This is a genomic window from Pseudomonas sp. JR33AA, assembly GCF_021378985.1.
Classification (GTDB): domain Bacteria; phylum Pseudomonadota; class Gammaproteobacteria; order Pseudomonadales; family Pseudomonadaceae; genus Aquipseudomonas; species Aquipseudomonas alloputida.
In genome coordinates this window covers 18,211-43,190 of sequence record NZ_JAJSAW010000016.1, presented here as the reverse complement: position 1 = coordinate 43,190, position 24,980 = coordinate 18,211, and the positions used below count along the sequence as shown (strand labels likewise).

At 62.0% G+C, this 24,980-nt stretch carries 29 protein-coding genes; 12 read left to right on the top strand and 17 right to left on the bottom strand.

Annotated elements, in window-relative coordinates; genetic code table 11:
* Window positions 1-27: 27 nt before the first annotated feature.
* Genes LVS58_RS20845 through LVS58_RS20835 form a run of 3 tightly spaced genes read right to left on the bottom strand, consistent with a single transcriptional unit; the run spans window position 28 to window position 1,109 of the window.
* Window positions 28-648 carry an SOS response-associated peptidase gene (locus tag LVS58_RS20845; RefSeq protein ID WP_233692630.1) on the bottom strand — a complete coding sequence of 207 codons (621 nt, stop codon included), beginning with the start codon at window positions 646-648 and terminating at the stop codon, window positions 28-30.
* Between the two features lie 15 nt (window positions 649-663).
* Window positions 664-924: a putative signal transducing protein gene (locus LVS58_RS20840; protein WP_233692629.1), complete on the bottom strand. Its 261-nt coding sequence runs from the start codon at window positions 922-924 to the stop codon at window positions 664-666.
* The gene (locus tag LVS58_RS20835; protein ID WP_003247349.1) at window positions 924-1,109 is read right to left on the bottom strand and encodes a CPXCG motif-containing cysteine-rich protein; all 186 of its coding nucleotides are present in this window, start codon (window positions 1,107-1,109) and stop codon (window positions 924-926) included. Before LVS58_RS20835 ends, LVS58_RS20840 begins: the two co-directional genes overlap by 1 nt.
* Before the next feature lie 122 nt (window positions 1,110-1,231).
* On the opposite strand from LVS58_RS20835, the gene LVS58_RS20830 reads away from it, so the two are divergent.
* On the top strand, window positions 1,232-2,401 hold the full coding sequence (locus LVS58_RS20830; protein ID WP_233692628.1) for a 1-acyl-sn-glycerol-3-phosphate acyltransferase: 1,170 nt from the start codon (window positions 1,232-1,234) through the stop codon (window positions 2,399-2,401).
* Window positions 2,402-2,436: 35 nt separating this feature from the next.
* Here LVS58_RS20830 and LVS58_RS20825 read toward each other — a convergent pair whose 3' ends face one another.
* The gene (locus LVS58_RS20825) at window positions 2,437-2,697 is read right to left on the bottom strand and encodes a hypothetical protein (protein ID WP_060494159.1); all 261 of its coding nucleotides are present in this window, start codon (window positions 2,695-2,697) and stop codon (window positions 2,437-2,439) included.
* Window positions 2,698-2,854: 157 nt separating this feature from the next.
* On the opposite strand from LVS58_RS20825, the gene LVS58_RS20820 reads away from it, so the two are divergent.
* The gene (locus tag LVS58_RS20820; RefSeq protein ID WP_233692627.1) at window positions 2,855-3,061 is read left to right on the top strand and encodes a hypothetical protein; all 207 of its coding nucleotides are present in this window, start codon (window positions 2,855-2,857) and stop codon (window positions 3,059-3,061) included.
* 74 nt (window positions 3,062-3,135) lie between these two features.
* Here the strand turns inward: LVS58_RS20820 and LVS58_RS20815 are convergent, their stop codons facing one another.
* Window positions 3,136-3,720, bottom strand: a complete 585-nt coding sequence (locus LVS58_RS20815; protein WP_010951995.1) for a YajG family lipoprotein — start codon at window positions 3,718-3,720, stop codon at window positions 3,136-3,138.
* Between the two features lie 145 nt (window positions 3,721-3,865).
* Between LVS58_RS20815 and LVS58_RS20810 the strand changes: the two genes are divergently transcribed.
* The gene (locus tag LVS58_RS20810; RefSeq protein WP_233692626.1) at window positions 3,866-4,099 is read left to right on the top strand and encodes a hypothetical protein; all 234 of its coding nucleotides are present in this window, start codon (window positions 3,866-3,868) and stop codon (window positions 4,097-4,099) included.
* A 601-nt stretch (window positions 4,100-4,700) separates the two neighbouring features.
* Window positions 4,701-6,209 carry a malate dehydrogenase (quinone) gene (gene mqo, locus LVS58_RS20805; RefSeq protein WP_233692625.1) on the top strand — a complete coding sequence of 503 codons (1,509 nt, stop codon included), beginning with the start codon at window positions 4,701-4,703 and terminating at the stop codon, window positions 6,207-6,209.
* Between the two features lie 159 nt (window positions 6,210-6,368).
* Here mqo and LVS58_RS20800 read toward each other — a convergent pair whose 3' ends face one another.
* From LVS58_RS20800 to LVS58_RS20785, 4 genes are all read right to left on the bottom strand, one after another.
* Window positions 6,369-6,659, bottom strand: coding sequence for a PA4642 family protein (locus tag LVS58_RS20800; protein WP_233692624.1), 291 nt, complete (start codon window positions 6,657-6,659; stop codon window positions 6,369-6,371).
* A 68-nt stretch (window positions 6,660-6,727) separates the two neighbouring features.
* Window positions 6,728-7,198, bottom strand: coding sequence for a hypothetical protein (locus tag LVS58_RS20795; protein WP_233692623.1), 471 nt, complete (start codon window positions 7,196-7,198; stop codon window positions 6,728-6,730).
* 51 nt (window positions 7,199-7,249) lie between these two features.
* Window positions 7,250-7,723: a WbuC family cupin fold metalloprotein gene (locus tag LVS58_RS20790; RefSeq protein ID WP_233692622.1), complete on the bottom strand. Its 474-nt coding sequence runs from the start codon at window positions 7,721-7,723 to the stop codon at window positions 7,250-7,252.
* A 2-nt stretch (window positions 7,724-7,725) separates the two neighbouring features.
* Window positions 7,726-8,283, bottom strand: a complete 558-nt coding sequence (locus LVS58_RS20785; protein WP_233692621.1) for a hypoxanthine-guanine phosphoribosyltransferase — start codon at window positions 8,281-8,283, stop codon at window positions 7,726-7,728.
* A gap of 161 nt (window positions 8,284-8,444) precedes the next feature.
* Between LVS58_RS20785 and upp the strand changes: the two genes are divergently transcribed.
* Together upp and LVS58_RS20775 are read left to right on the top strand one after the other, a co-directional pair.
* Window positions 8,445-9,083 carry a uracil phosphoribosyltransferase gene (gene upp / locus LVS58_RS20780; protein ID WP_003247366.1) on the top strand — a complete coding sequence of 213 codons (639 nt, stop codon included), beginning with the start codon at window positions 8,445-8,447 and terminating at the stop codon, window positions 9,081-9,083.
* Window positions 9,084-9,085: 2 nt separating this feature from the next.
* Window positions 9,086-10,351, top strand: a complete 1,266-nt coding sequence (locus LVS58_RS20775) for a uracil-xanthine permease family protein (RefSeq protein WP_233692620.1) — start codon at window positions 9,086-9,088, stop codon at window positions 10,349-10,351.
* A 35-nt stretch (window positions 10,352-10,386) separates the two neighbouring features.
* On the opposite strand, the gene LVS58_RS20770 is transcribed toward LVS58_RS20775, so the two are convergent.
* Both LVS58_RS20770 and LVS58_RS20765 read right to left on the bottom strand, forming a co-directional pair.
* Complete coding sequence (locus LVS58_RS20770; protein ID WP_233692619.1) at window positions 10,387-11,403, bottom strand: ferrochelatase; 1,017 nt, start codon at window positions 11,401-11,403, stop codon at window positions 10,387-10,389.
* 13 nt (window positions 11,404-11,416) lie between these two features.
* Window positions 11,417-12,322: a TIGR01777 family oxidoreductase gene (locus LVS58_RS20765; protein WP_233692618.1), complete on the bottom strand. Its 906-nt coding sequence runs from the start codon at window positions 12,320-12,322 to the stop codon at window positions 11,417-11,419.
* 187 nt (window positions 12,323-12,509) lie between these two features.
* Here LVS58_RS20765 and LVS58_RS20760 point away from each other — a divergent pair, with 187 nt between their 5' ends.
* The 5 genes from LVS58_RS20760 (at window position 12,510) to LVS58_RS20740 (ending at window position 17,585) form a co-directional block, all read left to right on the top strand.
* Entirely contained in the window at window positions 12,510-13,496 is a 987-nt protein-coding gene (locus tag LVS58_RS20760) for an NAD(P)/FAD-dependent oxidoreductase (protein ID WP_233692617.1), read from the top strand.
* Between the two features lie 103 nt (window positions 13,497-13,599).
* Window positions 13,600-14,568, top strand: coding sequence for a YbgA family protein (locus LVS58_RS20755; RefSeq protein WP_233692616.1), 969 nt, complete (start codon window positions 13,600-13,602; stop codon window positions 14,566-14,568).
* Window positions 14,558-15,457, top strand: coding sequence for a MerR family transcriptional regulator (locus tag LVS58_RS20750; protein WP_233692615.1), 900 nt, complete (start codon window positions 14,558-14,560; stop codon window positions 15,455-15,457). Before LVS58_RS20755 ends, LVS58_RS20750 begins: the two co-directional genes overlap by 11 nt.
* Window positions 15,448-16,890 carry a deoxyribodipyrimidine photo-lyase gene (gene phrB, locus LVS58_RS20745; RefSeq protein ID WP_233692614.1) on the top strand — a complete coding sequence of 481 codons (1,443 nt, stop codon included), beginning with the start codon at window positions 15,448-15,450 and terminating at the stop codon, window positions 16,888-16,890. Before LVS58_RS20750 ends, phrB begins: the two co-directional genes overlap by 10 nt.
* Window positions 16,887-17,585, top strand: a complete 699-nt coding sequence (locus LVS58_RS20740; protein WP_233692613.1) for an SDR family oxidoreductase — start codon at window positions 16,887-16,889, stop codon at window positions 17,583-17,585. Before phrB ends, LVS58_RS20740 begins: the two co-directional genes overlap by 4 nt.
* Window positions 17,586-17,646: 61 nt before the next feature.
* Here the strand turns inward: LVS58_RS20740 and LVS58_RS20735 are convergent, their stop codons facing one another.
* The 6 genes from LVS58_RS20735 to hemA all read right to left on the bottom strand — a co-directional run bounded on the left by LVS58_RS20735 (window position 17,647) and on the right by hemA (window position 22,997).
* Entirely contained in the window at window positions 17,647-18,174 is a 528-nt protein-coding gene (locus LVS58_RS20735; protein WP_442796504.1) for an acyloxyacyl hydrolase, read from the bottom strand.
* A gap of 97 nt (window positions 18,175-18,271) precedes the next feature.
* Window positions 18,272-19,069 (bottom strand): glutamate racemase, encoded by a 798-nt coding sequence (gene murI / locus LVS58_RS20730; RefSeq protein WP_233692611.1) that lies wholly within the window; start codon window positions 19,067-19,069, stop codon window positions 18,272-18,274.
* Window positions 19,062-19,817 carry a molybdopterin-synthase adenylyltransferase MoeB gene (locus LVS58_RS20725; protein WP_003247388.1) on the bottom strand — a complete coding sequence of 252 codons (756 nt, stop codon included), beginning with the start codon at window positions 19,815-19,817 and terminating at the stop codon, window positions 19,062-19,064. Before LVS58_RS20725 ends, murI begins: the two co-directional genes overlap by 8 nt.
* Complete coding sequence (gene prmC, locus LVS58_RS20720) at window positions 19,811-20,641, bottom strand: peptide chain release factor N(5)-glutamine methyltransferase (RefSeq protein WP_233692610.1); 831 nt, start codon at window positions 20,639-20,641, stop codon at window positions 19,811-19,813. The genes LVS58_RS20725 and prmC overlap by 7 nt, the downstream gene beginning before the upstream one ends.
* Window positions 20,641-21,723 carry a peptide chain release factor 1 gene (gene prfA / locus LVS58_RS20715; protein WP_233692609.1) on the bottom strand — a complete coding sequence of 361 codons (1,083 nt, stop codon included), beginning with the start codon at window positions 21,721-21,723 and terminating at the stop codon, window positions 20,641-20,643. Before prfA ends, prmC begins: the two co-directional genes overlap by 1 nt.
* A complete protein-coding gene (gene hemA, locus LVS58_RS20710; RefSeq protein WP_233692608.1) occupies window positions 21,720-22,997 on the bottom strand; it encodes a glutamyl-tRNA reductase in 1,278 nt (425 codons plus the stop codon). The genes prfA and hemA overlap by 4 nt, the downstream gene beginning before the upstream one ends.
* Before the next feature lie 258 nt (window positions 22,998-23,255).
* Between hemA and LVS58_RS20705 the strand changes: the two genes are divergently transcribed.
* Window positions 23,256-24,977 carry a tetratricopeptide repeat protein gene (locus LVS58_RS20705; RefSeq protein WP_233692607.1) on the top strand — a complete coding sequence of 574 codons (1,722 nt, stop codon included), beginning with the start codon at window positions 23,256-23,258 and terminating at the stop codon, window positions 24,975-24,977.
* Window positions 24,978-24,980: the final 3 nt, after the last annotated feature.

The following is a 24,980-nucleotide window of genomic DNA, read 5'->3' as shown; positions in this document are numbered from 1 at the left end:
CGCGAAAGGGCCGGCACAGGCACACCATCAAGCCGGGGTCAGGCATTCCGGCGCATCCAGCTTCGGGTCATTGACGAAATTTGCCAAGGCCCGCTCACGCAAGGTCGCTGGTGGGCTGGCCAGCAGCTCATGCAAGCGGGTAACCGGCGTGTCCGGGTCGAGCCAGGCCGCCTGCCCGGCGTCGTCCAGGATTAGCGGCCGACGCTGGTTCATGGCCGCCTGAGTCACCACCGCGCAACTCAGCCATACCTGGTCCTGCACCGGGTAGGCCTCCCAAACCGCCGCAAAATACAGCGACGCACCCTCCCCCGGGGTCAACCAGAACGGGCGCTTGCGCACGCTGCCACGCCATTCGTAAAAACCGTTGGCCGGCATCAGGCAGCGACGCTGGCGAAATGCATCGCGAAACATCGGCTGCTCGGCCAGCGTTTCGGCCCGGGCATGGGCGGGGGTACGGGACAGGTCGGTGAGCCAGGCCGGGGTCAACCCCCAGCGCGCCTTTGCCAGTTGCTGCTGGCCGTCAAGCTGGCGCTGGATCAGCACCGACGCCCCAGGCGATATATTCCATTGGGCCGGCTGGCCGACGGGAAAACCCGGCAGACTGGCAAGCGCCTGGGGCCAGCGAAACAGGGCATAACGTCCACACATGGGCGAATTCAGAACCTAGCAGATCAAGGTACCGGGGACATTCTCCGGTTCGTCGCCAACCAGTGGCTGGGCATCATTGTACGCATCGATCAGCTGCCGTGCGTATTCGGCCTGCTCATCAGCCACGATAAGCCCCAGCAGGCCCTGCAAGGGCAGCTCGCCAGCGGCACCGAGCAGGTCACGGCCGACCACGTGGACATCGATCCCCTCGCTGGCAAGCATGCCTGCCAGCATTTGCGCCTCGAGCAGGCTTTCCGGTTCGTAGATGCGCTGCATCAGGCGTCGTCCTCGCGTCGGACTTCAAGCATCCATTCGTCACCATGCACCTGCAGAATGCACACCACAGGCTGGCAGCACACCTGACAATCCTCGGTATAAACCTGGTCGCCCGCAGACAGATCGACGGTAGTTTCCACACGTTCGCCACAATAAGGGCAATCATAGAAGTCGGTTTCGAGCATCGCGGCCTCCGCAGTGACTTATGCGTATAATTGCCGGTCTATTTACAGGGCCTGTGTGCGTCCGAGCCGTTTTTCGGAGCCCGTCCCTACCTTATTACCCTAGCCGTTTCCAACAAGAGAGCATGATGGGCGAATTCGATGCCATCCGACCGTACGACGACGCTGAGGTCCCTGCCGTTCTGGCACGCCTGCTCAGCGACCCGGCATTCCTCGATATCCTCACCCACTTCCGCTTTCCGCGTGCGGCCGGTGCTCTCGGCTGGTTGCTCAAGCCCTTGATCGCACGCCGCCTGCGCAAGGAATTCGCCGGCGTTACCTGTGTCTCGACCCTGCAGGACAAAGTCGAATACTACGTCGACCAGACCATCGATCGTGCCACCGACGGCGTCACCTATTCGGGTGTGGAACAGCTAAAGGCCGGCACCGCCTACCTGTTCCTGGCCAACCACCGTGACATCGTCATGGACCCGGCCTTCGTCAACTATGCGGTGTACCACGCCGGCCTGCCCACGCCGCGCATCGCCATCGGCGACAACCTGCTGCAAAAGCCCTTTGTCAGCGACATGATGCGCCTGAACAAGAGCTTCATCGTGCACCGTTCAATCAGCGGGCGGCGCGAAAAACTGGCTGCTTACCAACTGCTATCGGCCTACATCAACCACTCGATCCGCAACGATGCCACCTCGATCTGGATCGCCCAGGCCGAAGGCCGGGCCAAGGACGGTGACGACCGTACCGACTCGGCGATTCTCAAGATGTTCCACATGAGCCGCAAGGACGAGCCGTTCGGTGCGGTTATCCAGAGCCTGAACCTGACCCCGGTGTCGATCAGCTACGAATACGACCCGTGCGACCAGGCCAAGGCCCGTGAGCTTTACATCCGCGCCACAACCGGCACCTACAAGAAGGCGCCGGGCGAAGATGACAACAGCATTGCCAAAGGCATTACCGGCTACAAGGGCCGAGTCCACATCAACTTCGCGCCGCCGGTAACCGAGTACCACGAAGACACGAAACAGCTGGCTGCAGAGATCGACCGGCAGATTCTGGGGGGCTACCGACTGTTCCCGGTGCATTACCTGGCGTATGCGATGTGGGACGGCAAGGATGAGGCGCTGCAGGTGCCGAGTGCCGAAAAGGTGTTCCCGGCGGACGAGCTGGCCAAGGCCAAGGAAGAATGGCAGCGCCGGCTGGATGCCTGCCCGGAAGAGCAGCGGCCTTACCTGGTGCTGCAGTATGCGACGCCGGTGCGTAACCAGTACCAGGTCCGCCAGCAGACGCCGGTCGCCTGATCAATCCCGGGGCTGCGTTGCAGCCCCAATGGTGCTCAGACCCAGGTACTGAACCAGGACAACAGCAACGCCATCGCCAGGCACGAAAAGCCCAGAATGTAGAAGTACTTCGGCACACGCAGGTCGAATGCGTCCACTACCCCCTCGTCTACTGCCATGTACTCGCGGGTTTCGGCCTCGCGCCGCCGCGCACTGTGCAGCAGCAAACCGCCCGGGCAGGTCAGCAGCAGCGCCAGCAGGTTGATCAGCTTGGTGGGATGGGCGGCCAGGAACCCCCAGAGCACTTGCAAGGACATCACGCAACCTCGGTGTGAGCAGCAAAGGCCAGCATTCTACCCAAGTCGCACCGTGGCGCCCGGCCTTGGCGACAAACTGTCGTTAAATTTCATCTGTCATCCGCTCGTCATCAATACAGGCGACCCTGTCGACCTTTCGATGACCCGGAGCTAGTTCATGTTGCACGCCGAAAACCAGGACCGCCTCTACTTCGTTGCGCAGAGCGATGAACAACAGGCGCTGATCGATGGTTTTGCCATCAATGTGCAAGACCGCCAGTGGCTGGTCTACTGTGCGCTTGGCGGACATGTGCATGAGGACTTGCCGGAAGTGGATGCAGGCACAGGGTTCAGCCTGCTGGATTTCCACATAGAAGCGGCGTAAACCTGTGCCGGCCAGACAACAAAAAACCCGCTGCCTGTCACCCAGGCAGCGGGTTTCCTTGCACAACCTGAAGCTTACTGACCCAGCACCTGCCCAATGCTCGGGTCTTTGAACAGGCGGGTCAGGGCATCGCTCAGCACATCACCCACCAGCTGGGTGTTGGTGTCCTGATTCGGCGCCATGCCGAAACGCTGGTCCAGCGAAGCGCCATAACGGCCGCTGTAACGGCGGCCGCCATTGGTTACATCCGCGCGGAAGGTGGCTCCGATGGTGGCTTCGGTCACGTAAAGGTTGTCTTTCGGCGACTGGTACTTCAGCTCGGCCAGGGTCACGGTCAGCTGCGGTGCATTGCCGGCGTTCGGGGTCGGGGTGAAGCCGAGCAGGCGCACAGCGGCTTCGGCCTGAGCCTGCAGCTTGGGCACCACGTCATTACCGCTGACGCTGATGGTGCTGGTCTCGGGGTACATGCCACCGCGGGTACCCAGGGACTGCGAAGGCCGGCCATCAACTACCCGCACCACCACCGGCTGGCCATGGCCGACCGGGGCCAGCTGGGCCTTGAGCGTGGGTTGCGGGTTGAGTTGTTGCGGGCTGTGGGCACAACCGACAAGGCTAAGGCTGGCCACGGCGATCAAACCGAACAACAGACGTTGCAACATGCGCGTTTCTCCAGAAAATGCGGCAAAGGCCCACAGTATACCTAGCCAGGCACAGACCAGTCATCGGCCCGGCCCGCTTGTCACAATCGTTTCATCGCCACACCCTTATCCTTGCGCCAGGCCCTAACGCAAAGGACTCGCCACCATGACCTCGCTCTGGACTCAGCTCTTCCAACGGCCGCGTCACAACGCTTATGCCCGCCTTGACGCTGATGGCAAATGCCTGGCCTTCAAGCAATGCAGTCAGGCACCAAGGGGCATTGACTGGGTGCAGATCAGCGAATTTCAGCTGGCCTGGCTGGGGCGCGAACTGCCCGCCGAAGCCCGGGTTTGCGCCCGTGCAAAGCGCCGTTGGCACCAACGCCTCCTCGCTGCCTGACAAACGCTGCAATAAAAACCACGAATGGCGACATTTCTGCCCGCGACATCGCTATAATCTCCCCCCGATTATAAGGACGTCTCCTGATCGGGCCCCGCATTCGCCGATTGACCCCGGCAACTTCACCGCTTCGCCCACAGAGAGCCTTCCACTCAGGTCTTGCAACGGCTGTCGTGCCTGCTTTTTCCGGCCCTTCACACTGCATGAACCTGCGGGTTGCCATCGCGCAGTCCCCTTTTGAGGTTCACGTCTCCAAAAGAGCGTGAAAAAACGGTTTTCACAACTTCACAAGAGTGTGGCGAGCAAATGAACAGTCTGGCATGTGCAAAAGCGGCAGATGTGTCCCGAACAGCCCTGAACAGGCGGCAGATGCGCTCATCCCGTATGAGTGTCTGAACCGTTCCAAAACGCACGCACGACACCTTGACCATAAGTCGCATTGCCGCACCTGTGGCAAACGGCGTTCAATACACGAACCCGAAGACTGATTGGCGGTGTCCGCGGAAGTTGCAAGAACTGCGAAAAGTCGGACATGGCGACCTTGGCAACCCCAGGTCCTATGCTGTCAATTAGGTAGCTGTAGATTGTGGAGACGCGTTAAATGGCGCAGAACGAATCGGTTGATGTGGTACTGGTAGGCGCAGGCATCATGAGTGCCACCCTGGCCGTACTGCTCAAGGAGCTTGACCCGACCCTGAAGCTTGAGGTCGTCGAGGCGATGGACTCCGGGGCCGCGGAAAGCTCCAACCCCTGGAACAACGCAGGCACCGGCCACGCCGGCCTGTGCGAGTTGAACTACACGCCGCAGGCCGCCGATGGCAGCATCGACATCAAGAAGGCCGTGCACATCAACACCCAGTTCGAGGTTTCGCGCCAGTTCTGGGCCTACCTGAGCAAGAAGGGCAACTTCGGCTCGGCGCGTGCCTTCATCAACCCTGTCCCGCACCTGAGTTATGTCGAGGGTGACAAGGGTGTTTCCTTCCTCAAGAAGCGCTTCGAGCTGCTCAAGCAGCACCACGCCTTCGCCGAGATGGAATACACCGAAGACAAGGCCGTGATGAACGACTGGATGCCGCTGATGATGCCTGGCCGCCCGGCCGACCAGCGCATCGCCGCTACCCGCGTGGTCAAAGGCACCGACGTGAACTTCGGCGCACTGACCAACAAGCTGCTCAAGTTGCTGGGCGACTCGCCGGACGCGCAGGTCAAGTACAGCAAGAAGGTTGTCGGCCTGCGCCGTAACGGCAGCGGCTGGACCGTAAGCATCAAGGACGTCAACAGCGGCGGCAGCCGTGAAGTCGACGCTCGCTTCGTCTTCCTCGGCGCTGGCGGCGCGGCACTGCCGCTGCTGCAGTTGTCCGGCATCCCGGAAAGCAAAGGTTTCGGCGGCTTCCCCGTCAGCGGCCAGTGGCTGCGTTGCGACAACCCGGAAATCGTCAAGCAGCACCAGGCCAAGGTCTACAGCCAGGCCGCTGTCGGCGCGCCGCCAATGTCGGTACCGCACCTGGACACCCGCGTCGTGGACGGCAAGACTTCGCTGCTGTTCGGCCCGTATGCCGGCTTCACTACCAAGTTCCTCAAGCACGGCTCGCTGATGGACCTGCCGCTGTCGGTGCGCATGGGCAACATCGGCCCGATGCTGGCCGTGGCTCGCGACAACATGGACCTGACCAAGTACCTGGTCAGCGAAGTGATGCAGTCGATGGAGCAGCGTCTGGAAGCCCTGCGTCGTTTCTATCCGCAGGCCAAGGCCGAAGACTGGCGCCTGGAAGTGGCCGGTCAGCGCGTGCAGATCATCAAGAAAGACCCGAAAAAAGGCGGCGTGCTGCAGTTCGGTACCGAGCTGGTCTCGGCCCAGGACGGCAGCCTGGCGGCACTGCTCGGCGCATCCCCGGGTGCCTCGGTGACCGTGTCGATCATGCTGGAACTGATCGAGCGCTGCTTCCCCGAGCAGGCCAAGGGTGCCTGGGCTGCCAAGCTCAAGGAAATCTTCCCGGCTCGCGAGAAGACCCTGGCAACCGATGCTGCGCTGTACCACAAGATCAGTGCCGATAACGACGCGGCCCTGGACCTGGCAGAAAGCAGCCCGGCGGCCAAGCATTACGCCTGAATCGCCCGCTAACGAAAAAACGCCCATCTGGGCGTTTTTTTGTGCCTGGGTGTTTGTCAGCCTGTGCCGGTCCTTTCGCGGCTAAAGCCGCTCCTACAAGGAGCGTATATCAATTGTAGGAGCGGGTTTACCCGCGAAAGGGCCGGAACAGGTTACCAATCAGCCGCGGGCTTTATCGATGATCTCGATGTACTCAGCGGCATTGCGCTGGTCGGCAATCTGCTCGACGAAAGTCTTGCCGTGCTCGTCCTTGCCATCCAGGTCCAGGCCAGCTTCGACGAAAAAGCCTACAAAGCGCTCGAAGTCGTCCACGCGCAGGCCACGGTAGGCCTTGACCAGCTTGTGCAGCGAAGGCGAAGTCACACCATCGGCCGGCTCGAACTGAAGGAACGACTTGATGTAGTCGTCGCTGATTTCGTCACCGATTACCTGTTTCTTGTCTTTACGCATTGCCGACTCCAACTGGACCATCACGGAATTTCGAAGGCCGGCAGTTTACCCCCCGCAGGCTTCGCGCCTCAACGCGTACGTACCGTCCCGGTATGCAGGTCGGCCCAGATATGGCCGTTGCCGTAAGTCAGAAACTGCACGTAGAGGGTTTCGTTACGCAGCAGGTCCATGACCACCCGGTAGTTGCTGACCGGGTAATTCAGGCTCAAGGTGCGAGTTTTAGCGTCATACACAGGCTTTTTCAGGCTTTTGGCCGCTTCACCCTCAAACGTCAGCAGCACCTGGGCAATGGTCGCGCCCTTGCTCAGCGGCTTGCCCTTCAGGCGCACCTGCAACGACGATGTGATCGGAATCGGCTGCTGATCGGACTGGCGCTGGGCCCCTACGACCACCGAATAGTCAGTCACTTGCAGCAATTGCTGGCTGGTCGGCGCTTCCTGGCGCAAAGACTGGTCATCAGGTGGCAGGAACTGACTGTGCAGCGGTGCGGCAGCGAGCGGCAGGCTGACCGCCAGCAGGAGGGGAAGAATCGCACGCATGTGAGGCTCCTTGTATGAAGGATCACTCTAGCACGCCGGGTACAGCTGATATCAATCGAACTGCGCGCGCATCCAGGCCTGGTAATCGGCCACACCGGTTTCACCTTCGCGCGGCGCCCAGTGGGCGTGCTCGCCCTCCCCCACGGGTCGGTAAGGCCCAGCCTTGCACTCGAACAGGATACTGTCCGGCTCCAGCACCACCAGGCCATGGTAAGTACCCGGCGCCAGATCCACACCCAGGCAATCGCCACCGGCCTGCAGCACCCGCTTGTCTGCCACCGCACCCTGTTCATCGAAGATCAGCAGCCCAAAGCACCCTTTGAGCGCTATCAAGGTTTCAGCCTTGTCGGCGCTCAAATGGCGATGCGGCGGAATGTAAGTACTCGGTTGCAGCCCGACCGCCATGCGATGGCACGGCTCTTCCATTTCGTGGAAGGTGTGATGCTGCCGCCCACGCGGGTTGGCAGCAGCCTTTTCGGCCAGCCCGGCGAACAGCGATTGGTCGATGAATGCAGGCTGGCGCACGGTCACAACCCCTTTACGGCGAAGATGCCGTTAGCATTGCGCCAGTAGCCTTTGTAGTCCATGCCGTAACCGAAGATATAGCGATCGACACAAGGCAGGCCCACATAGTTGGCCTTGAGGTCAGGGCTTGCCTTGCGGTCGTGGTGCTTGTCGATCAGCACAGCGGTGTACACCGAACGGGCGCCGGCATGCTTGCAAAACTCGATGATGGCGCTAAGGGTGTGGCCTTCATCGAGGATATCGTCGACGATCAACACGTCACGGTCGATGAACGACACTTCCGGCTTGGCCTTCCAGAAAAGCTCGCCGCCACTGGTCTGGTTGCGGTAGCGGGTAGCGTGCAGGTACGAGGCTTCCAGCGGGAACTGCAGGTGAGTCAGCAGTTTGCCGGAGAAGATCAGGCCGCCGTTCATCACGCAGAACACAACCGGGTTCTTGTCGTGCAGGTCCTTGCAGATCTGCTCGCCGACGTTGGCGATGGCCGCTTCGACTTCGGCTTCGGTGTACAGGCAGTCAGCTTCACGCATGACTTGACGGATATGCTCGAGATCGGCGGACATGGCGCTCTCCGGGGGGCATTTTGGAAAAGCGGGCAAAGGTACGCATCCGCTCGTCACAGATCAAGCATTTATGGACTAACGTCCAGAATGACCAGACGACAGCACAGGCTGAATAGATTAATCTAGCGCGGTTTTTTTGCCCGCCTTTCGGAGCCCCCCCTATGCCCACTCGTGAGATCCGCCATCCGCTGATCCGCCACAAGCTCGGCCTGATGCGCCGTGCTGATATCAGCACCAAAAATTTTCGCGAACTCGCCCAGGAAGTCGGCGCGCTCCTGACGTATGAAGCCACCCAGGACCTGCCCCTCGAAACCTACGAGATCGACGGCTGGTGTGGCAAGGTCTCGGTTGAAAAAATCGCCGGCAAGAAGATCACCGTAGTACCGATCCTGCGCGCCGGCATCGGCATGCTCGACGGCGTGCTCAGCCTGATCCCGGGTGCCAAGGTCAGCGCCGTCGGCGTTGCCCGAAACGAAGAAACCCTCGAAGCCCACACCTACCTGGAAAAGCTCGCGCCGGACATCAACCAGCGCCTGGCCCTGATCATCGATCCGATGCTGGCCACCGGCGGCTCGATGGTTGCCACCATCGACCTGCTGAAAAAGGCCGGCTGCAAAGAGATTCGCGCCATGGTCCTGGTCGCCGCGCCAGAAGGCATCGAGGTGGTAGAAAAAGCCCACCCGGACGTGAAGATCTACACCGCCTCGATCGACCAGCGCCTGAACGAGCACGGCTACATCGTGCCAGGCCTGGGTGATGCCGGTGACAAGATCTTCGGCACCAAGCAAAAGGATGCCTGACCATGCAGGACGGCTTCAACGACCCGCTCTGGCGCCAGGTCGTTTCGGGCGCGCAGATGCTCTTCGTAGCATTCGGCGCGCTGGTGCTGATGCCCCTGATCACCGGCCTCGACCCGAACGTCGCGCTGTTCACCGCCGGCATCGGCACGCTGCTATTCCAGCTGGTCACCGGTCGTCAGGTACCGGTGTTCCTGGCCTCGAGCTTTGCCTTCATCACGCCGATCATCCTCGCCAAAGGCCAGTTCGGCCTTGCCGAGACCATGGGTGGCGTAATGGCTGCCGGCTTCGTGTACACCTTCATGGGGCTGATGGTAAAAATCAAAGGCACCGGCTTCATCGACCGCATGCTACCGCCGGTGGTGATCGGCCCGGTGATCATCTCCATCGGCCTGGCCATGGCACCGATCGCCGCCAACATGGCGATGGGCAAAGGTGGGGACGGTACAGCATTGATGCCGTACAAGACCGCCATGCTGATCTCGATGCCAGCACTGCTGACGACCTTGATCGTTGCCGTATTCGGCAAGGGCATTTTCCGCCTGGTGCCCATCATCTCCGGCGTGCTGGTGGGCTTTGCCCTGTCGTTCACCTTTGGCGTGGTCGACACCGCCAGGATCGCTGCCGCACCGTGGCTGGAAATGCCCAATTTCACCGCCCCTGCGTTCAACTGGCAGGCCATTCTGTTCATCGTCCCGGTTGCGCTGGCACCGGCGATCGAGCATATCGGCGGGGTGATCGCAGTGGGCAGCGTGACCGGCCGTGACTACCTGAAGAAGCCTGGCCTGCACCGGACTCTGCTGGGCGACGGCCTGGCGACTACTGCAGCCGGCCTGTTCGGCGGCCCGCCCAACACCACCTACGCCGAAGTGACCGGCGCGGTGATGCTGACCAAGAACTACAACCCGAAGATCATGACCTGGGCGGCGGTCTTCGCCATTACCCTGGCGTTTATCGGCAAGTTCGGCGCGTTGTTGCAGAGCATCCCCGTGCCGGTGATGGGTGGCATCCTGTGCCTGCTGTTCGGCTCGATTGCAGCGGTGGGCATGAACACCATGATCCGCCACAAGATTGACCTGGGCGAAGCACGCAACCTGGTGATCGTCTCGGTGACACTGGTGTTCGGTATCGGCGGCGTGCTGATCGGCAGCGGTGACGGCCCGGATGACTGGGGCCTGAAGGGCATCGCCCTGTGCGCCATCGTGGCTATTGCGCTGAACCTGATTCTGCCGGGCAATGATGGCTGGAAGCACAAGAAGCTGGATGTATAAACGGTCGGAAGGGGCCGCAAGGCGGCCCCTTCGATTCAAGCCTTTTCACACAGATCAGCCAACACCCTGACCCACTTCGGGTGATCATTCAGGCACGGCACCAGCACCAGTTCCCGGCCACCCGCCTCGACAAACTGCTCGCTGCCACGCATGCCTATCTCTTCCAGCGTCTCGATGCAATCCGCCACAAACGCCGGGCACATCACCAGCAGCTTCTTCACACCGGCCTTGGCCAGCTGATCCAACCGCGTCTCGGTGTAGGGTTCGATCCACTTGTCACGGCCCAGCCGCGACTGGAACGATACCGACCATTTGCCATCAGGTATGCCCATGCTCTGCGCAAAGGCTTTGGCCGTCGCCAGGCATTGCCCGCGATAGCAAACCGAACGTACTTCGTCGGTTGCACCGTGGCAGCAATCGGCAGCACGCAGGTCGTGCTTGCCCCCCTTCGGAAACAGCTTTTTCAGGTGCCGTTCCGGCAAGCCATGGAAGCTCAGCAGGAGGTGGTCGTAACCCTGCTCCAGGTACGGCCGGGCACTGGCAGTCAGTGCCTCGATGTACGCCGGATGCTCGTAGAACGGCTGCAACACGCGCATCTGCAAGGGCAACTGGCGCTCGCTGACGGTCTGTTTTGCCAGCTCGATCACAGTGGTCACCGTGCTGTCGGCGAACTGTGGATAAAGCGGCGCCAACGTCACCTTGCGCACACCTTGGGCGGCCAGCCGCTCCAACACACCAGGCAAGGCTGGCTGGCCGTAGCGCATGGCAATTTCCACCGGGCCATGGGGCCAGTGCTCGACCATCGCTGCCTGCAGGCGACGGGTCAGCACAACCAGAGGCGAGCCCTCCTCCCACCAGATCGAAGCGTAGGCATGTGCCGACTGCTCAGGGCGCTTGATCAGGACCAGCGACACCAGCAAGCGCCGCACCGGCCACGGCAGGTCGACCACGTACGGGTCCATGAGGAACTGGTTGAGGTAACGGCGCACATCGGCCACCGAGGTGGAGGCCGGGGAACCCAGGTTGACCAGCAGCAGGGCGTGATCGGTCATGCAGCGTCCTATGTCAGAGGCCACTGGACAGGTTGTCCAGCGCCGATTGCAGATCGTTGAAACGGAAGGTGAAGCCTGCTTCCAGCAAGCGGACCGGGCGCGCCCGCTGGCCGCCCAGCAGCAAGGTCGACATCTCGCCGAGGCCCACCTTGAGCAGCAATGCCGGCACTGGCAGCAGCGCCGGCCGATGCAGGGCGCGGCCCAGTCGCCGGGCAAACTCACGGTTGCGCACCGGCTCCGGCGCACACGCATTATAAGGACCGCTGGCATCCTTGTGCTGCAATAGAAAATCAATCAGGGCGACCTGGTCGTCTATATGAACCCAGGGCATCCATTGCCGCCCGTCGCCCAAAGGCCCGCCAAGCCCCAGCTTGAAGGGCAGGCGCAGGCGCGACAAAAAGCCGCCATCGCTGGCCAGCACCAGGCCGGTACGTACCAGTACCACACGTATCCCCTGTGCTTGCGAACGTTGGGCGGTCTCTTCCCAGGCAATACACAACTGGCTGGCGAAATCTTCACGCACCGGGGGTAAAGCCTCGGTCAGTTCGCGTTCGCCACCGTCTCCGTACCAACCTACCGCAGAGCCGGAGATCAACACGCGCGGGCGCTGCTCACGGGTGCCCAACCAACCCAGCAATTGCTCGGTAAGGGTGACACGACTGGCCCACAGCACGTTGCGCCGGGCCGCCGTCCAGGGCCTGTCGGCAATCGGCGCACCGGCAAGGTTGACCACCGCATCCAGATGATCGTCCGCATCCAGCTGCTCCAGGCGCGCGATACCACGCACCCCGTTACCACAGATTTTCGCTACCTGTTCAGGACGCCTGCTCCAAACCGTAAGCCGATGCCCTTGGCCCAGCCAGTACTGGCACAGATGCTTGCCAATCAAACCGGTGCCACCTGTCAGCAATATATGCATGGCTGTGTCCTCGCAGAATGCATCGGTGGTCTATTTTTAACAGCAAGGCACTTTTTTGACCCGACGCTCTCGGATAAACATAGGCCAACCTGCCCGCCACCACGGAATAACCTTATACAGAATTTTTGCATTGTACAGGTTTGCCTGACAGCGTAGTCTGCTCACAGCAAGGTTTGAAGAGGCCATCATGACAGTACCTATCGCCATCATCGGGGCCGGCATCGCCGGTTTGTCAGCCGCCCAGGCATTGCAAAAGGCCGGGCAATCCGTGCATTTGTTCGACAAAGGCCACGGCAGTGGCGGGCGCATGGCCAGCAAGCGCAGCGAGGCCGGCGCGCTCGACCTGGGCGCACAGTACTTCACTGCCCGTGACCGACGCTTTGTCGATCAAGTACAACAATGGGTGGCCGCCGGCTGGGCCGAGCAGTGGAAGCCTCAACTGTACAACTATCGTGATGGCGAACTTACCCCGTCCCCCGACGAGCAGACGCGCTGGGTGGGCGTGCCACGCATGAGCGCCATTACCCGCGGCTTGCTCAAGGACGTCACCGTCAACTTCGGCTGCCGCATCGCGGAAGTGTTTCGCGGCAAGCAGTACTGGCACCTGCAGGACACCGAGGGTTGCAGCCATGGACCCTACAGCCGTGTGGTCATCGCCGTGCCGGCACCGCAGGCTACGCCACTTCTGGCGGCCACACCGAAGCTGGCTGCCGTGGCCGCTGGCGTGCAAATGGAACCTACCTGGGCCGTCGCCCTCGCCTTCCAGACACCGCTGGATACGCCAATGCAAGGCTGCTTCGTGCAGGACAACCCGCTGGACTGGCTGGCCCGCAATCGCAGCAAGCCCGGCCGCGACGAGCACCTGGACACCTGGGTACTGCACGCGACGTCAGACTGGAGCCGGCAACACATCGACCTGCCCAAGGAAGAAGTGATCGAACAGCTGTGGGGCGAATTCGCCGAACTGGTCGGCTGCGTGGTACCGCCGCCCACCTTCGCGTTGGCCCACCGCTGGCTCTATGCCCGCCCCAGTAGCAACCACGAGTGGGGCGCACTGGCCGATGCTGACCAGGGCTTGTACGCCTGCGGGGACTGGTGCCTGTCCGGCCGCGTCGAGGGCGCCTGGCTCAGTGGCCAGGAAGCAGCGCGGCGCTTGCTCGAACACCTGGAGTGAGGCCGAACTATACAAAAATACTAGTTTGCATAACTTCAGCGCTGTGCTGAAATAAACCTGTACAAGTTTTGAGTCACGTACAGGTTTAATTTCGGAGGCAGCCATGCACGACCCTTCCGCTCACCGCAAGCCGCGTATCGCCATCAGCGCCTGCCTGACCGGGCACAGCGTGCGCTACAACGGCGGCCACAAGGCCTCCGACCTGTGCCGTAAACAGCTGGAACATCACTTCGATTGGCTACCCGTGTGTCCTGAAGTGGCGATCGGCCTGGGTATTCCGCGCGACCCGATTCGCCTGGTCGGCAATCCCGAGCAACCCGAAGTGGTCGGCACCCGCGACCCCGGCAAGGACCTCACCGACCCGCTGCGCACCTATGGCGAGCAGATGGCCAAAGAACTTGACGATATCTGCGGCTACATCTTCATGCAGAAGTCACCTTCTTGCGGCCTGGAACGGGTAAAGGTTTATCAGGACAATGGCCACCCGGCCGTGCATGCCGGCCGCGGCGTCTATGCCCAGGCTTTTTGCGCGTTGCGCCCAGACCTGCCAGTCGAAGAAGAAGGCCGCCTGCATGACCCCGTGCTGCGCGAGAACTTCATTAGCCGCGTTTACGCCTACGCCGACTGGCAGCGCCTGCTGGCCGAGGGCCTGAACCGTGGCGCTCTGGTGCGCTTTCATTCGCGCTACAAGTATTTGCTGATGGCCAATAACCCCCAGGCCTATCGCACCCTCGGCCGCCTGCTTGGCAGCATGAGCAAGGCTGATGAACCACAGAGCATCGGCCCGCGCTATTTCAGCCAGCTGATGCAGGCCCTACGCCGCTGCGCCAGCCGCGGCACCCACAGTAATGTGCTGCAGCATCTGAGCGGTTACTTCAAGGACGCCCTGACGCAGCAGGACAAGGCCGAGTTGCAGGCAGTCATCGGCCAATACCAACAAGGCGTGGTACCCCTGGTAGTGCCACTGACCCTGCTCAAACACCATTTGCGCAAGCACCCAGACCCCTACCTGCAGCAACAAGCCTACCTGCAGCCGCACCCCGAGAGCCTGGGCTTGCGCAATGCGGTCTGAGGACTTGCTGCCCATCGGCGAACTCGCCCGTCGCACGGGCGTCAACCCGGTTACCCTGCGCGCCTGGGAGCGCCGGTATGGGTTGCTCAAGCCACAGCGCACCGCCAAGGGGCATCGCCTGTACCCACTGGAGCAGGTCGAACGCGTCGAAGCGGTTCTGGCCTGGCTGCAGCGTGGCGCGTCGGTCGGCCAAGTCCGCGAGTTGCTCGACAAACCCGCCAGTACCCCACCGAAGGGGGACTGGCAAGCCAGGCAATTCCAGCTGATCGAAGCGATCGCTGGCCTTTCAAGACGCGCCCTCGACCAACAACTTAACCAGGCCATGGCGCTGTACCCGGCAGTCACCCTGTGCGAACAACTGCTGCTGCCGCTGCTCGACATGCTCGACCAGCGCTGGCGCACCTACTTCAACGCTCGGCTGGAGCAGGTGTTTTTCCACAGCTGGCTGCGCAGCAAGCTCGGTGCCCGCGTGTACCACGACAACCAGCTGCTGCAAGGGCCTGCCGTGTTGCTGGCCGAAGACAGCGAACGCACCTTCAGCCCAGACTTATGGTTGTGCGCCTGGCTGCTGACCAGCAATGGCTTCCCGGTCGAGGTGCTCGAGCAGCCCGTTGCAGGCCCGCAATTGCTAAGCGCCGTCAACGCGCTCAAACCACGCGCCTTACTCCTGCACCTGGGGCCACGCACCGACGACAAAGCGTTGCTGCGCACCCTGCAAGGCTTGCCGATCCCCAAGCTGCTGGGCGGTGCCACGCTGGCGCTGCATGAAGCCCGCTTGAAGGCTTTCGGGCTGCCCGACCTTTTCCTGTTCGACACCCCGCAGGCGGCATTGCGCGTGCTTCAAGCCCATGATCGACAGCCTGTAGAGATAAATGCCCCATGCACCTGACCTGGCTGCGCAGCGACCTGCGTATCGATGACAACACTGCACTCAGCGCCACCACCGAGCGCGGCCCGACCATCGCCCTGTGGCTGGTCAGCCCCGGACAATGGCAAGCCCATGACGAGGCCGACTGCAAAGTCGACTTCTGGCTGCGTAACCTGCATGACCTGCGCCAATCACTGGAAAAGCTGAACATCCCCCTGTTGATCCGCACAATCGATACCTGGGACCAGGCGCCCCAGGCGGTGCTCGATGTCTGTCGCCAACATCAGGTGCAAAGCGTGCACTGGAACGAGGAATACGGCATCAATGAGCAGCGCCGGGATGATGCCACCCGGGCACTGCTGGAAAAGTCGGCCATCCAGGCGCACAGCTACCTCGACCAGCTGTTCTTTCGTCCGGGCACCCTGCTTACTCGCAGTGGCGATTACTTCCAGGTGTTCAGCCAGTTCAAGAAAACCTGCCTTGAGCATCTGCACCGCAGCCTGCCGGCCCTGGCACGGCGGGTGAAGCGCCAGGCCCCGCTGAACATCGGCAGCGACCCGATCCCGCAACACGTAGAGGGTTTCGGAAAAACCACGCACGCACTGCGCGACCACTGGCCAGCAGGTGAGGCGCAGGCACAGTCCCGTCTGTCACGCTTTCTGGACGAAACCATAGACGACTACCAGCACTTGCGTGATTTACCCGCCAAACCCGGTACCAGCCAGCTTTCCCCCTACCTGGCCGCTGGCGTGATTTCGCCCCGCCAATGCTTGCACGGCGCACTGGCCGGCAACCGGGGCGAGTTCGACAGTGGCAGCCTGGGCGTGCAGACCTGGATAAACGAGCTACTCTGGCGCGAGTTCTACAAGCACATCCTGTGCGGTTATCCACAGGTCTCGCGCCACCGCGCCTTCCGCGCTCAGACCGAAGCCTTGCCCTGGCGTGACGCCCCGGCAGACCTGGAGGCATGGGAGCAGGGCCGAACCGGCTTCCCGATCATCGATGCCGCCATGCGCCAGTTGCTGCACACAGGGTGGATGCACAACCGCTTGCGCATGATCGTGGCCATGTTCCTCAGCAAGAACCTGCTGATTGACTGGCGCAAGGGCGAGCGACACTTCATGCGACACCTGATAGACGGCGACCTGGCCGCCAACAATGGGGGTTGGCAATGGAGTGCGTCCACCGGCACCGATGCGGTGCCCTATTTCCGTATCTTCAACCCGGTTTCGCAGTCGCAGCGCTTCGATCCTCAGGGGCAGTTCATTCGCCACTGGGTACCAGAACTTCAAGCGCTCGATGAAAAAGCCATCCATCAGCCCATTAAATCGGCGGACCTTTTCGGTAATACTTCTTACCTAAGTCCAATCGTAGATCTCAGCAGCAGTCGCCAGCGGGCCCTGGAAGCGTTCAAAGGGCTGCCACGCCGGCAGAATCAGGGGATAACGTCTTGATTAACTCACGCAGTTTCTGGGTTACGGGCGCAAGCAACGGACTTGGCTTGGCTTTGGTGGAGCGGATGCTCGAGGAAGGACATCGCATTGCCGCGAGTGGCAAGGATAGCGATGCACTGGATGCTTTGGGGGCACGCTACGGCAGCCAATTGTTGCGTTTGCCGTGGCAGTTGCATGAAGAACAGCAAGTCACCCATGCGTGCCAACAGATTTGCCATGCCTGGTGCTCGCTGGACGGGCTGATCCTCAACACCGGCAGTACCGATTACCTGCCAGACAATGTCAGTGACAGTGAGCTGATCGAAGCGATCATCACTACCAACCAGTTGGCCGCAGAGCATTGTCTGAGCAAAGCGCTGCCGTTGCTGGCACAAGGACAGTCGCCGCAGGTGATGGCGCTTTTCAACCGCTATTCGGCGTTGCAGCTGTTTGCACCGACGCAGGTGACGGCGGGCTGGAACAATTTGCCGCAATGGATGCGTGAGCAACGCAAGGCTCTTGAGGGCCAAGGGGTAGCACTGACCATTGTCGGGCCACAATCGTTGAAGGTTACGGTAACGTCGGCACAGGCGATACCGGAGGCGTGGACGCCCGGCAGTGCCGCAGAGGAGTTGCTGCGGCGGTGGCCTCAGCGAGAACCCGAACTGGTCCTGGAGGCGCTGGACCTCAGTAGCTTGTGGCCACTGACACGCTAACGCCTGATATCAGCATTCCCTCTTCGCGGGCATTGCCCGCGAAGAGGGAATGCTGGTGAACTCAGAGCGCCATTCGATAATGCAGGCTGTAGCTTTCAACACCATCATTGGGCTCTTTGATGCCGGCGTTGGAATAGTGAATCGCCCGCACCCCAATTTCATGCCCGCCGGCGAAGCGCAAACCAAAGCCGATGCGGTCCTCGAACTGGAAAGCCGAACCCAGCTCGTTGCTTTCCAGCTCGGTGCTGGAGAACGCCGCCACACCAATCCCCGCTTCGATATAAGGCTTCACCGACTCCCCGGCAAACTCATAGACGAACACTGGCGCGAAGGACAGGCTGTGATTGCTCGCGGTTTCGTCGCCATCCCAGTAGGTGTAGGCCCCATCCCAATAGCCGGTCAGCCGACCGACGCTGGTCTGCCACCAACTCGCATCCCAATTCGATTGCAGCCCTAACCGGTAAACCATTGTCGAATCGCCGGTCTGCCCCACCGAAAACGAAACATCGGCAGCTTGTGCCGACATCGCTTGCCCCAATACAACGGCAGCAGCCGCTACCAAGCCGAGCAGTTTCCTCATGAGAAACATCCTTCTTTCTGATGCTGTTGTTAGTGTCCGCCTCATCTCAGGCAAAGCGGTAGAAAGCAGAAGTGGAACGATAGTTCAGCCTTTTTTCACGTTTTTTTCACAACGCAAAGCTTTGCACATCGTCAGACTTATGCCACAGCACAGGTAGGATTTTTCTTAAGGTTTCTGGGTCAGCGCTTGTCCAGAAGCGTGCAGCGCCGGCCGGGCCTTCGGCCAGCAGATCATTGGCAACCAGCAGCCGTCGCAACTGACGCGCCACGGCCGCGCCGGTGTCGATGATGGCGACGTCATCCGGCACCATGCCGGCCAGCAATGGCCGAAGGAAAGGGTAATGGGTGCAGCCGAGGATCAGCGTATCGCAACCTGCAGCCAGCAGCGGTTGCACATAACCTTGCAGCAGCTGGCGCACCGCCGGACTTGCAAGGTCTCCGGCTTCGATCAGCTCGACCAGCCCCGGGCAAGGCTGGGTAATAACCTGTACGTCGTTGGCGAAGCGGTCGAGCAAGGCTGCGAACTTGGCACTCTGCAAGGTACCGGTGGTGGCCAGCACACCGACCACGCCCGAGCGGGTGGCTGCCGCTGCAGGCTTGACGGCCGGTTCCATGCCCACCAACGGCCAAGTCGGATACAACTCACGCAGGTCGGCCACTGCCGCCACCGTGGCTGTGTTGCAGGCCAACACCATGGCCTTTGCGCCTTGTTCATGGAAGAACCCGGCAATGTGCCGGCAGCGCTCACGGATATAGTCCGGCGACTTCTCACCGTAGGGTATATGCCCGCAATCGCCCACATACAACAACGTTTCGTTGGGCAGCAGGCGCTGGATCTCGGCCAGCACCGACAAACCGCCAACCCCCGAGTCCATGACGCCGATCGGCGCCGAGCGCTCAGCCATCGCGCTTACCACAGACCGTGCAAGCCGGGTCGCGCTTGACACGAAGCTCGCGGATACGGGTGCCGAGGGCATCGATCAACAGCAAGCGGCCAACCAACGGCTCACCAAAACCAGCCAGCAGCTTCATCGCCTCCAGCGCCTGCAGGCTACCCACCAGCCCCACCAGCGGGCCAATGACACCTGCTTCGCTGCAGGTCAGTTCAGCTTCGCTACCATGCCCGTACAGGCAGTGGTAGCACGGGCTGTAGTCGCGCCGTGGGTCGAACACCGACAGTTGACCTTCCAGACGGATTGCCGCTCCGCTGACCAGCGGCTTGCCGGCAGCGACACAGGCAGCGTTGACCGCCTCGCGGGTAGAGAAATTGTCGGAGCAGTCCAGTACCAGGTCGACCGCCGACACCGCAGCCGCCAGCGAGTCCTCGTCCAGTGCCTGGCGGTGAGCAACCAGGCTGACTTCCGGGTTGATTGCCTGCAAGCGCTGCAAGGCAGAGTCGACCTTGCTCATGCCGACGCTGGCACTGTCGTGGATGACCTGGCGTTGCAGGTTGGTGAGGTCGACGGTGTCGAAGTCGGCCAGGTGCAGTTCACCCACGCCAGCGGCGGCCAGGTACAGGGCGACTGGCGAGCCCAGGCCACCCAGCCCGATGATCAGCGCTTTGCTCTGCTTGAGCCGAAGCTGGCCATCGATGTCGATCTGGGACAGCAGCACCTGGCGGCTGTAACGCAGCAGTTCCTGATCACTCAGCATGGCAGTCGCCCCAGGGTAATGCGTTCATGGCCGCCCAAATCCGTGCGGCTGGCCACCTCGATAAAGCCTTGTTCAGCCAGCAGACCACGTACCGCTGCCGCCTGATCGTAGCCATGTTCCAGCAGCAGCCAACCACCTGGCAACAAGTGCGCCGGGGCCTGGGCTGCGATCACGCGAAGGTCGTCCAGGCCATCGGCACCGGCCACCAGGGCACTGCTGGGTTCGAAGCGCACGTCGCCGGCCACCAGGTGCGGGTCTTCAGCGGCGATGTAGGGTGGGTTGCTGACAATGAGGTCGAAACGCTCCCCGGCCAGGCTGTCGAACCAGTGGCTTAGCCGTACCCGAGCGTTGGCCAGGCCTAGCCGCTGGCGGTTGCGCTCGGCGAGGGCAGCCGCCTCCTCCACCCGGTCAACCGCTGTCACCTGCCAGGCCGGGCGCTCGCTGGCAAGGGCCAGCGCGATGGCCCCCGTACCCGTACCCAGGTCAAGAACCTTGGCTGGCGAAGCGGGTTGCAGTTCAAGCGCCGTCTCGACCAGCAGTTCGGTATCCGGCCGCGGGATCAGGGTATGCGGCGCAACCTCCAGGTCGATCTTCCAGAAGCCCTGCAGCCCAAGGATATAAGCCACTGGCTCGCCGCCACGGCGGCGCTGCAGGTAGCCGGCATAGGTCTGGGCATCTTCGCTGCTGACGATACGCTCGGGCCAGGTATGCAGGTAGCTGCGCGACTTACCGATGGCCGCAGCCAGCAGCAGTTCGGCATCCAGTCGCTCAGTGGGCGATTCAGGCAACTGCGCGTTGCGCAACAGGCTGGCGATGACAGTCATCAGTCCCCCAAGGCGGCCAGTTGATCGGCCTGGTATTCGGCCAGCAGCGGTTCGATCACCGCGTCTACCCCCCCGCTGAGGACGTCGTCCAGCGAATACAAGGTCAGGTTGATGCGGTGATCGGTCACCCGCCCCTGTGGATAATTGTAGGTGCGGATGCGCTCGGAGCGATCACCGGAACCCACCAGCAGCTTGCGCTCACTGGCAATGGCGTTCTGCGCGGCGCTGGTCTGCATGTCGTTCAGCTTGGCCGACAGCCAGGACATGGCGCGGGCACGGTTCTTGTGCTGCGAGCGCTCCTCCTGGCATTCGACCACGATCCCGGTGGGCAAGTGGGTGATGCGGATCGCCGAGTCGGTCTTGTTGACGTGCTGGCCGCCGGCACCGGAGGCACGGTAGGTATCCACGCGCAAGTCGGCCGGGTTGATTTCGATGGCGGCCTGCTCGTCCGGCTCGGGGAGCACCGCCACCGTGCACGCGGACGTGTGGACGCGGCCTTGGGATTCGGTTTCGGGCACACGCTGAACCCGGTGTGCACCGGACTCGAACTTGAGCTTGCCGTAGACATTCTCGCCCTCGACGCGGGCAATGATTTCCTTGTAGCCGCCGTGCTCGCCTTCGTTCTCGGACAAGATCTCCAGACGCCAGCCGCGCTTTTCGGCGTAGCGCGAATACATGCGGAACAGGTCACCAGAGAAGATGGCTGCCTCGTCGCCACCCGTACCGGCGCGGATCTCGAGAAACACGTTGCGACCGTCGTTAGGGTCTTTGGGCAGCAGCATGCGCTGCAGTTGCGCCTCCAGCGTCAGCAGTTGCTCCTTGGCTTCACGCACCTCTTCCACGGCCATTTCACGCAGGTCCGGGTCACTGTCCTTGAGCAGCGCCTGGGCGCCCTCGAGGTCGTCCTGGACTTTGCGCCACTCTTTATAAGCAGCGTAGACCGGCTCGACCTCGGCATACTCACGGGAGTAGGCGCGAAAACGCGTCTGGTCGGAAATAACCTCGGCGTCACCGAGCAGGGCGGTGAGTTCTTCGAAACGGTCCTGGAGGATTTCCAGTTTGTTCAGCAGCGACGCTTTCATTGCGGGGATTTGTCCGTGGAGCCCTCATTGAGGGCAAAGAGTTCCTGGGCCATGGCCAGCGCATCGAGGCGACCCTCGGCCGAGAGCTTTTTCAGCTGCACGCTGGGCGCATGCAGGAGTTTGTTGGTCAGGCCCCGGGCCAGCTGGGCCAGCACGTCCTCGGGGTTGCCGCCATTGGCCAGCAGGCGCAGGGCCTTTTGCAGTTCTTCGTCGCGAAGGCGCTCACTTTGCTGGCGATAGGCCCTGAGCACGTCCACCGCCGCCAGTTCGCGCAGGCGCAGCATGAAGTCTTCGGCGCCCACGGATACCAGCTCTTCGGCCGCCTGAGCCGCGCCCTGGCGGCTCTTGAGGTTTTCTGCCACTACATCGTGCAGGTCGTCGACGGTGTACAGGTAGACATCGTCCAGCTCGCCTACTTCGGTTTCGATATCGCGAGGTACAGCGATGTCGACCATGAAGATCGGTTTGTGCCGGCGCTGTTTCAGTGCACTCTCGACCGCGCCCTTGCCCAGGATCGGCAACTGACTGGCGGTGGAACTGATCACGATGTCGCTGTTGGCCAGTTCCTGGGGGATGTCTGCCAGCAGCACGGCATGCGCCCCGAACTGCTCGGCCAGGAGGCTGGCGCGCTCCAGGGTGCGGTTGGCCACCACGATACGGCGTACGCCCTGCTCGTGCAGGTGGCGGGCGACCAGGGTGATGGTTTCGCCGGCTCCGATCAGCAGGGCCTGGCTGCGGCCCAGGTCGGCGAAGATCTGCTTGGCCAGGCTGACTGCGGCGAACGCCACCGAAACCGGGTTTTCACCGATGGCCGTATCGGTACGCACCTGCTTGGCGGCGCTGAAGGTGGCCTGGAACAGGCGCCCAAGCAACGGCCCGACGGTACCGGCTTCGCGGGCAACGGCGTAGGCGGACTTCATCTGGCCCAGGATTTGAGGCTCGCCGAGAACCAGCGAGTCCAGGCCCGAGGCCACGCGCATCATGTGCTTCACGGCGTCGTGCTCTTCATGCACGTAGGCGCTGGCACGCAGCTCGTCGACGCTGAGGCGGTGATAGTCGGCCAGCCACTGCAGCACCGCGTCGGCGGACAGGTGGTCCTGCTCTATATAGAGCTCACTGCGGTTGCACGTCGACAGGATCGCCGCCTCGCGGCTGGACGTCAGTCGGCAGAGCTGCTGCAGGGCGTCTACCAGCTGCTCTGGGGTAAACGCCACGCGCTCGCGTACGTCTACCGAGGCAGTCTTATGGTTGATACCAAGTGCAAGAAAGGCCATGCAAGGTCGCTGGTTGTGACGGGAAGCCGATAATTGTCCTCTTTCGCAGGTTTTAGAACAACCACCGTTCGCTAGTGTATGCCGATGAAGTGATTGCGCCTGTAAAATCGAGCGCCACACCTGCCAAGCCAGGCACCTGTAGCCTCCGGAACCCTTCCCCCCCGCCAAGGTCGCAGTTAACCAGGCACAGGTGGGTTTGCCTCCGCGCTTGTGTCATCATGCTCCGACCGCCGGTGAGTCCTCCTATTAAGCCTTTCTATGAACAAACCATACGCATTGCTGCTTGCCTTCGCCCTGCTCCAGGGCTGCCAAAGCCTGGCCCCGCAAAAGGCCGAGCCTCCCGTTGCCGAAGCCGGCAAGGGCGAGGCGGAAAAGCCCGTGGTGTATGGCTCGTTCAAGCAGGACACACTCTATAGCCTGTTGGTGGCAGAGCTGGCCGGCCAGCGCAACCGTTTCGACATCGCCCTGGCCAACTACACCGATCAGGCGGCAAAAACCCAGGACCCTGGGGTTTCCGAGCGCGCCTACCGCATTGCCGAGTACCTCGGCGCCGACGAGCCGTCACTGGAAAATGCGCTGGTCTGGGCGCGCAACGACCCGCAGAACCTCGACGCCCAGCGCGCCGCCGCCATCCAGCTGGCCCGCGCCGGTCGCTATGACGAGTCCATGGCCTACATGGAAAAGGTACTGCAGGGCCAGGGCGACACCCACTTCGACTTCCTCGCCCTGTCCGCAGCCGAAACCGACCAGAGCACCCGCGACGGCCTGCTACAAAGTTTCGAACGCCTGCTGGTGAAATACCCCGACAATGGCCAGCTGATATTCGGCAAGGCCCTGCTGCTGAACCAGGACGGCAAGACCGAAGAAGCCTTGGAACTGCTTGAGTCGCACCCGGCACAAAACGGCGAAGTTGCCCCGATCCTGCTGCGCGCCCGTCTGCTGCAAGCCCTGGACCGTGGTCCGGAGGCCTTGCCACTGCTGCGCGCAGCGATTCGCGACAACCCGGACGACAAGCGCCTGCGCCTGACCTACGCTCGCACCCTGGTCGAACAGGACCGTATCGCCGATGCCAAGGGCGAGTTCATCAGCCTGGTCCAGCAATACCCCGATGATGACGAATTGCGCTACTCGCTGGCGCTGGTGTGCCTGGAGAACAAAGACTGGGATGAAGCCGAAGGCTACTTGCAGGAGCTGGTCGAGCGCGACAGCTATGTTGACGCCGCGCACCTGAACCTGGGCCGCATCCACGAGGAGCGCCACGACCCTGCTGGCGCTCTGCGTGAATACGCCCTGGTCGGCCCAGGCCCAGACTACCTGCCGGCACAGCTGCGCCAGGCCGACATCCTGATCGCCAATGGCCGCGGCAGCGATGCCTCGCGCATGCTCGCCGAAGCGCGCGAAGCCCAGCCAGACTACGCCATCCAGCTATTCCTGATCGAATCGGAAAGCTACAGCAACAACAACAAGGACGCCCAGGCCAACCAGGTGCTGCAGCAAGCCATCCAGCGCTACCCGGACGACCTCAACCTGCTTTACACCCGCGCCATGCTGGCCGAGAAGCGCGACGATTTGACGCAGATGGAAAAAGACCTGCGCGCCATCATCGCCCGCGAACCAGAAAACGCCATGGCCCTGAACGCCCTGGGCTACACCCTGGCCGACCGCACCACCCGCTACGCCGAAGCCAAGGCGCTGATCGACAAGGCCCACCTGCTGACCCCCGATGACCCGGCAGTGCTCGACAGCCTGGGCTGGGTCAACTATCGCCTGGGCAACCTCGACGCCGCCGAAACCTACCTGCGCCAGGCCTTTGCCAACTTCCCCGACCATGAAGTGGCTGCCCACCTGGGCGAAGTGCTGTGGGCCAACGGCAAGCGCCGCGAAGCCCGCCATGTATGGGCCAAGGGCTTCGAAGCCCAGGCCGACAGCCCAATCCTGCGCAAGACTCTCTTGCGCCTGACCGGATCCGAGACTCTTTAACGC